The following is a 7,101-nucleotide window of genomic DNA, read 5'->3' as shown; positions in this document are numbered from 1 at the left end:
CGCCGCCACGGGGGAGGCGGCGGCGGTCGCGCGGATCGTGTCCGGCCCGGCCGCACTCATGGGCCGCGCGCTGCTGGTCCGCGCCGACGGTTCGGTGGCGGGCGGCTTCGGCGCGCACCCGGAGCTGGACCGCACGGTGGCGGGCGAGGCGCGCGCGTACCTCGACGCGGGCCGCACCGCCACTCTGGAGATCGGAGAGCAGGGATCGCGTTGCGGAGCACCGCTCACGCTGCTCGTCGAGTCCTCGGTCCCCGCCCCCCGGATGATCGTCTTCGGCGCGATCGACTTCGCGTCGGCATTGGTCCGCATGGGCAAATTCCTCGGCTACCACGTCACCGTGTGCGACGCGCGCCCCGTCTTCGCGACGGCCGCCCGCTTCCCGGACGCGGACGAGATCGTGGTCGAGTGGCCCCACAAGTACCTGGAGCGCGCCGACGTCGACGCCCGCACGGTCCTGTGCGTCCTCACCCACGACGCCAAGTTCGACGTCCCCCTGCTCCAACTCGCGCTACGACTCCCGGTCGCATACGTAGGCGCCATGGGTTCACGCCGCACCCACCTCGACCGCAACACCCGCCTGCGCGAAGTGGGCGTGAACGAACTGGAGTTGTCCCGCCTGCGCTCTCCCATCGGCCTCGACTTGGGCGCGCGCACGCCGGAGGAGGTGGCCCTCTCCATCGCCTCGGAGATCGTGGCGCACCGGCGGGGCGGCACGGGGGTGTCGCTGACGGGGGCGCATACGCCGATCCATCATGAGGGCGCATCCGCGAGCAGGATCGGATCAGTCGCCTGAACCATCGAAGTGCGAGGGTGAGAATGCCAGTTGGATCTCACCCGTCCACTTGCGGCTGACCAGAGTGCCCCGGCCCGGCGGCTTGGACGAAGCCCGCGTCTGCCCCAGGAGCATGCCCTCCGACGGGTCGCCGGACAGGATGATGCCGTGGTCGCCGAGTTCACGCAGCCGTTGGATGAAAGGGTCGTACAGGGCCCGTGATGCCCCGGCAGCGGTACGGGTCAGCACGATACGCAGGCCGATGTCCCGGGCGTACGGCAGCAGATCGAGCAGAGGCAGCAACTCGTTGCCCGACGCCGTGGCGACCAGGTCGTAGTCGTCGATGAGCAGATGGATGGCCGGGCCGGTGTACCAGCTACGGTCCCGTACCTGCTGCGGTGTCACATCAGGGCCGGGAAGACGCTTTTCCAGAGTCTCGCGTACGGATGTCACGGCTTCACGGAGCTGTCCGCTGGACATGCAGTGCCCCACCACATGCGACTCCGGCAGATCCCCGATCAGAGACCGCCGGAAGTCCGCCACGAAGATCAGAGCCTCCCCGGCCGGGTACTTCTCGGCGATCGAGCGGGCCAGGAACCGCAGCAGCGACGTCTTGCCCGAACCGGCCTCGCCCAGGACGAGGAGCAGCGGGTCCCGGACGAAGTCGAGGAGTACCGGCGCCATGGCTGTGCCGTCGATCCCGACGGCCAGCGAGCCGGCGGGGGTATCGGCCGGAGCAGGGAGGGCCGCCGGCTGAAGCATGGCGGGCAGCAGCCGCACCGGTGGTGCCGCGGGACGGTCGCCCCAGGCGGCACGGACACGGTCCACCAGGGCCGCCGTGGCCCGGGGGAGCGGCAGGTCTCCGCTGTCCTGCAACCGGGGGAGCGCCGTGAGGAGATGGCGCCCGTCGGGAGCGAGTCCGTGCCCCGGACGGCCCGGCGGCACGCGCAGGGCGCTCCTGCGGTCGATCTCGGACTCCGTGGGGTCGCCGAGGCGCAGTTCGACGATGTGGCCCAGATGTTCCCGCAGGCTCGGCCGGACCTGTACGTACCGCGAGGCGGTCAGCACCAGGTGGATGCCGAACCGTCGGCCCCGCGACGCGATGTCGAGAATGGCGCGCTCAAGGTGTTCGTACTCGGTTCGGAGCGTGGCGTACCCGTCGATGACGAGGAAGACGTCACTCCACGCGGACGCGGGGTCCTTCGGACCGGCGTATCGTTCGCGGTACTCCCCGATCGAGGTGACGCCTCTCGTCTCGCACTCCCGCTCACGCCAGGCCAGGATCTCCACGACCTCGGCGATGGTGCGCCGCACCAGTTCCTCTTCCCTGCGGCGGGCGACCTGCCCCACATGCGGCAGCCCGGCCAGGTCCGCCAGCTGGTCGCTGTCGAAGTCGAGGACGTAGAAGCGGGCCTCCTGCGCGGTGTGGGTCAGGGCGAACGACGTGATGAGGGTCGCGACCAGCGTCGATTTACCGGAGTGCGGACCACCGACGAACAGCGCGTGCGCCCGGTCCCCGGAGAAGTCGAGGAACGCAGGCGCATGCAACTGCTGTTCGGGCATGTCGACCAGGCCCAGTGGGACGCTCAGTTTTCCGGCTCCCGGCCAGGCGTGGGACTGGAGTCCACGCTCCGGGTCGACCGTGGCCGGCGGCAGCAGTTCATCCAGGGCGGGCGGCACGTCCAGCGGTGGAAGCCACACCGGGTGGCTTGCCGGGCCGTACCGCGCGAGCTGTGCCACCACCGCGTCCAGGACCGTGGTGTCCTCCTCCGCTTCCTCGGGACCAGGAGCGGATGCGAAGGCGGCCTTGAAACGGATGAGATTCTCTGAGCCGGTCCGCAGATAGCCGACGCCGGGGTCGAGGGGAACCCGGTTGGCGTCCGAGACACCCAGCACGGCCCGTGACTCCGTCGCGGAGGCGGTGCGCAGGGCGATCCGGTACGAGAGGAACGGCTCCAGGCCGCGCAGCGAGTGGTCGCGCAGACGGCGTGCGGCCAGCAGCATGTGCACGCCGACGGAGCGTCCGACGCGCCCGATCGAGATCAGTGTGTCCATGAAGTCGGGCGACGCGGCGATGAGTTCGGTGAAGTCCTCGACGACCACGAGCAGGGCGGGCAGCGGCTCCGGTGGTGTCTCGCGGCCGTCGGCCGGCCGACGGCCACCATGCGAGCCGTATTGCCCCGTGCCGCTCAGGAGAGCCGAACGGCGTGCGATCTCGCCGGTCACGGACTCGGCGAGCCGGACGACACCCGGGGTGTCCTCACTGCCGATCTCGGGCACGGCGGAGGTGTGCGGAAGCGCCGCCAAGCTACGGAAGGTGCCCCGGCCGAGGTCTCCGACCAACAGGAAGTTCAGTTCGTGCGGCGCGTGCGTCGCCGCGTAGGAGAGGACGAGGGTGCGCAGGAACTCGGACTTGCCGGAACCGGCGGCGCCCACCAGCAGTCCGTGCGGGCCCATACCGTCCTCGCCTGCTGCCTTGATGTCGAGCAGCACCGGCGTTCCCGCGGGTGTCGTGCCGAAGGGGGTGGTCAACCGGTCGGCGGGGAGACGGTCCCGCCAGCCCTCCGCCGGATCCCAGTCAGCCGGGCGGCCCGTCTTCAGCAGGTCGGTGAAGGAGACCCAGGTCGGCGCGGACCGGCCCGGTGAGGGGTCCCGGCGCCACCCTGCCCGGATCCGCTCGACCGTGTCGGCCAGCGAGCGCCGAGCCGCCTCATCACCTGTTATGTCGTCGAGGCGAGGCACCGCGACCCGGAACCTACGACGCCTGGACAGTGCCCAGCCGACACCGACGCTCGCCGCGAGCACCGGATCGACCTGGGAGTCCCCGGCATGATCGAGGGCCAGTTCGACGCGGGTGCCGAGCAGACCCAGCAGTTCGGGGGTGAAGTCGCTCCAGCGGCGGGCGGTGACACACAGGTGGACCCCGTAGTTGAGTCCGGTGTTCGCCAGCCGGTGCACCTCGTCGGCGAACGCCGCCCGCTCCCAGCAGAAATCGAGCCAGCCGTCGACGACGAGGAAGAGGTCGCTGGTGTCCACGGTGCCGAGAGCGCCCTCGGCACGCAGCGCGCGAAAGGCCTCGATGGAGTCGATGTCGTGATCGCGGAAGAGGGAGCGGCGGGCGGCGATGGCCTCTCTCACCTCGTCGAGCGCCTGGCCCACCCGGGTCTCTTCGTGCGGTGCGGCGACACCGCGGACGTGGGGCAGCATGCGCAGGACCCCGAGCCGGTTGACGGCGCCTTCCAGGAGGACGAACTCCACCTCGCCCGGCGTGTGGGTCAGCGCCAGGGACAGCACGAGGGAGCGCAGCAGTGTGGTCTTGCCGCTGCCGAGCTTGCCGACCACCGCGGCATTGCCCTCGCGGCCGGAGAAGTCGACGCACATCAGTTCGCCGTCCGCCGAGTGCTCCAGACGACCGACAGGGGTGCGCAGTTGGGCGGAGCCCTCCCAGGCATCGCAGGTGTAACCCCGGTCGGCGGTTTCGACCGGAGGCGGAAGGAGTGTCCCGAGCGGCAGTTCATGGGCGGCCGCGGCACGTCCCGCGCGGCCCGCGGTGACGTCCTGCCCGGGCGCGTAGGCGAGGGCCACGCCCCCCTCGCAGTGGCCGGACTTGGTGGGTGTCTGGTCCGGGCCCGTCTGGTTGCGAACGGCCTCGTGGACATAGGTGTAGAGCTCGTCCGGGGTGATGACACCGTCACGGTTGAGATCGGCGAGGCCGGTGCTGAGCCCCTCGATGACGGCGTTGGTGAAGCGCGGTGCGGAGATCCCATTGTCGATTTTCAGCTGGTCGCCCTCGTACGCGTACTCCAGGGCAGTCGTCGCCGTGATGACAAACGTGCCGCGTCCGGCGACGGCGGACTCCACGTCCACGGGGGCGGGCGACATGGGCGTGCCACGGTGAAAGAGGCCGCTGTAGCAGCAGTCGAGCAGGACGACCTTGGTGCCGGCCTGGCTCTCATCGAGCAGGCCGTGCAAGAACTCCGATGACATGGCTGTGGTGGCGGGCCGGTTCAGACGCGTGCCGAGCGTTGCGAAGAACAGCCGGTCACCGTCGTTGCGGATGCCGTGGCAGGCGAGGTAGAGCAGGACGAAGTCGTCGGGGGCGCGATCGGAGAGGAGACCCTCGATGGCGCCCTCGATCTCTTCCTTCGGGCGGTTGAGGAGTGTTTGCACTTCGTCGAACCGGCCGACGGCAGGATCCCGCAGCAGCGCCTGCAGGTCGGTCGCCCCCCGCGCCGGCGCCCGTAGCTGGTTGAGCCCCGGGTCCTGGTAGCCGTCAGTCGCGACCAGAAGTGCGACCCGGCGTCCCGCCATCGGTCTCCTCCGCCTCGTCCGTGCCGGTCCCGCGCTCCGGCGTGCCCGCAGCGATGCGGGCGATCACCGCGTCCACGAGGACCTGCTGGTCCTTCGCGGACAGAGCCGTGAACGAGCCCTTGTTACCGTCGAACTCCCATTCGACCGCGCGCGCCTTGGAGCGGTTCACGTACGCGATGACGACGTTGCTGACCGCCTTGAGTGCGGCTGCCGAGAATGCCCCGCTCAGGACAAGGACGGCGAGGTCGTGCCCCGCACCGGCCATCGATCCGGCCGGGGGCGGCTGCGTCCTGCGCTCCACGCGCAGCACACCCAGCCTGCGCAGGTCCTGGAAGAGGGCGCGTACCTGGCGGTCCAGCTGGTCCGCGGGCGCGCCGTCCCCGATGTCGACGCGCAGCTCCAGTTCGTGCACGGCCCCTCCTTCCGTCCGCGCGCCCCCGCCGGGGCCCACCCCGAGATCGTAACCGTGGCGCGTGTGCGACGTGGGGTGCCAGAGACAAGAACCGCCTCGTGCACCGTACTTGACGCCACGCGATCCGTCCCCGACCCTCGTTTGGGAGCGCTCCCACCACCCCCGCAAGCCCCCGTGCCCCTTGCGACCCAGGAGTGAACCGTGCGAGGTCCTCTCAGACGTGCTCCACGTGCCGGACGTGCCCGACGTGCCTCAACTGCCTTGGCGGCGCTGGCCCTTGCCGCGTCCGCGCTGGCGATAGGCGGCCCCGGTGCCGCCCACGCGGACGGAGCCGGCGCGACCGACCGTGCGCCCGCTCGTCTCTACACCCCCGAACCCAACCCGGACGCCCTCCAGCAGATCCTCGGCCTGGTCAAGGCAGGGCAGTACCGGGACGCCGCCCGCGTCACGGCCATGGTCGCCACGCCGCAGGCGGTCTGGTTCGGCGATCAGAGCCCGGCCCAGGTCGAGAAGCTCGCCCGGGACGTGGTCAAGGACGCGAGTCGGGCCGGCGCCGTCCCCACGTTCGCGCTCTACAACATCCCCGGCCGCGACTGCTCCAACTACTCGGCGGGCGGCGCCGCGAACACCGCCGAGTACCAGGCCTGGATCGACGCCGTCGCCCGCGGCATCGGCGCCCGGGACGCCCTGGTGGTCCTGGAACCCGACGCGCTCGCCCTGCTCCCCGCGGACTGCGGCCAGGACGACGCCGAGGGCACGAAGACCGCCGCCCGCTACACCGAGGTGAACTACGCCGTCGACACACTGGAGCCGCTCCGCGGAACCCGGGTCTACCTCGACACCGGGCACCCCGGCTGGCACGCCGTCAGCTCGATCGTGCCCCGGCTGATCAAGGGCGGCGTCGAACGGGCCTCCGGCTTCTACACCAACGCCTCGAACTACCAGACCGACGACGCCAACTCCTGGTACGGCAAGCTCATCTCCTCCTGCATCGCCTACGTCGACGCGGGCGGGAACGCCGCCGACTGCCCGCACCAGTCCGCGCCCCGCGCTGAGACACAGGCCTGGATCGACGCGCACGTCCACGTACCCGCCTCCCGGATGACGCACTTCGTGACCGACTCCAGCCGCAACGGGCAGGGCCCGTGGGCCCCGCCCACCGGCAAGTACACCGACCCGCAGGACTGGTGCAACCCGCCCGGCCGCGGTCTGGGCGCCCGCCCGACCCTGCGCACCGGCGACCCGCTCCAGGACGCACGCCTGTGGATCAAGACGCCGGGGGAGTCGGACGGGCTGTGCCTGCGCGGGACGGAGGGGCCCGAGGACCCCGAGCGCGGGGGCGTCGACCCGAAGGCGGGGGACTGGTTCCCGCAGCAGGCACTCGAATTGGGTCGGTACGCCAATCCCCCGCTCCTGTAGCGGAGGGCGCGTAGCGGAAGTTACATAGAGCGAGTCAGCTCTCAGGGAGCTCAGGGAGCTCAGGGAGCTCAGGGAGCTCAGGGAGCTCAGGGAGCTCAGGGAGCTCAGGGATGTCAGGGAACTCCGGGAGCCTCGGCGTCGGCGGTGACGAGGCGCCCGGTGTGTCCGTGGCGCCGTAGACGGCCAT

Annotated in this window: 4 protein-coding genes; 2 read left to right on the top strand and 2 right to left on the bottom strand. The window is 70.9% G+C overall.

The window, feature by feature from the left end; translation table 11 throughout:
* Positions 1 to 793, top strand: a 793-nt coding sequence (locus ABD366_RS28665; protein WP_344442730.1) for an XdhC family protein, incomplete at its 5' end; no start/stop codon positions are given.
* On the opposite strand, the gene eccCb is transcribed toward ABD366_RS28665, so the two are convergent.
* A complete protein-coding gene (gene eccCb / locus ABD366_RS28660; protein WP_324766830.1) occupies positions 782 to 5,083 on the bottom strand; it encodes a type VII secretion protein EccCb in 4,302 nt (1,433 codons plus the stop codon). The genes ABD366_RS28665 and eccCb overlap by 12 nt on opposite strands.
* Entirely contained in the window at positions 5,046 to 5,495 is a 450-nt protein-coding gene (locus ABD366_RS28655) for an effector-associated constant component EACC1 (protein WP_324766831.1), read from the bottom strand. The genes eccCb and ABD366_RS28655 overlap by 38 nt, the downstream gene beginning before the upstream one ends.
* Positions 5,496 to 5,756: 261 nt before the next feature.
* Between ABD366_RS28655 and ABD366_RS28650 the strand changes: the two genes are divergently transcribed.
* Positions 5,757 to 6,914: a glycoside hydrolase family 6 protein gene (locus ABD366_RS28650; protein WP_324766832.1), complete on the top strand. Its 1,158-nt coding sequence runs from the start codon at positions 5,757 to 5,759 to the stop codon at positions 6,912 to 6,914.
* Positions 6,915 to 7,101: the final 187 nt, after the last annotated feature.

Origin of the sequence: Streptomyces kunmingensis, assembly GCF_039533535.1 — a bacterium.
In the GTDB taxonomy this organism is placed as follows: Bacteria; Actinomycetota; Actinomycetes; order Streptomycetales; family Streptomycetaceae; genus Streptomyces; species Streptomyces kunmingensis.
This window is presented reverse-complemented; position numbering and strand designations above follow the sequence as displayed.

Excerpts from the sequence above, each read along its gene's own strand:
- eccCb (WP_324766830.1), bottom strand. The coding sequence starts at position 5,083 with ATGGCGGGACGCCGGGTCGCACTTCTGGTCGCGACTGACGGCTACCAG.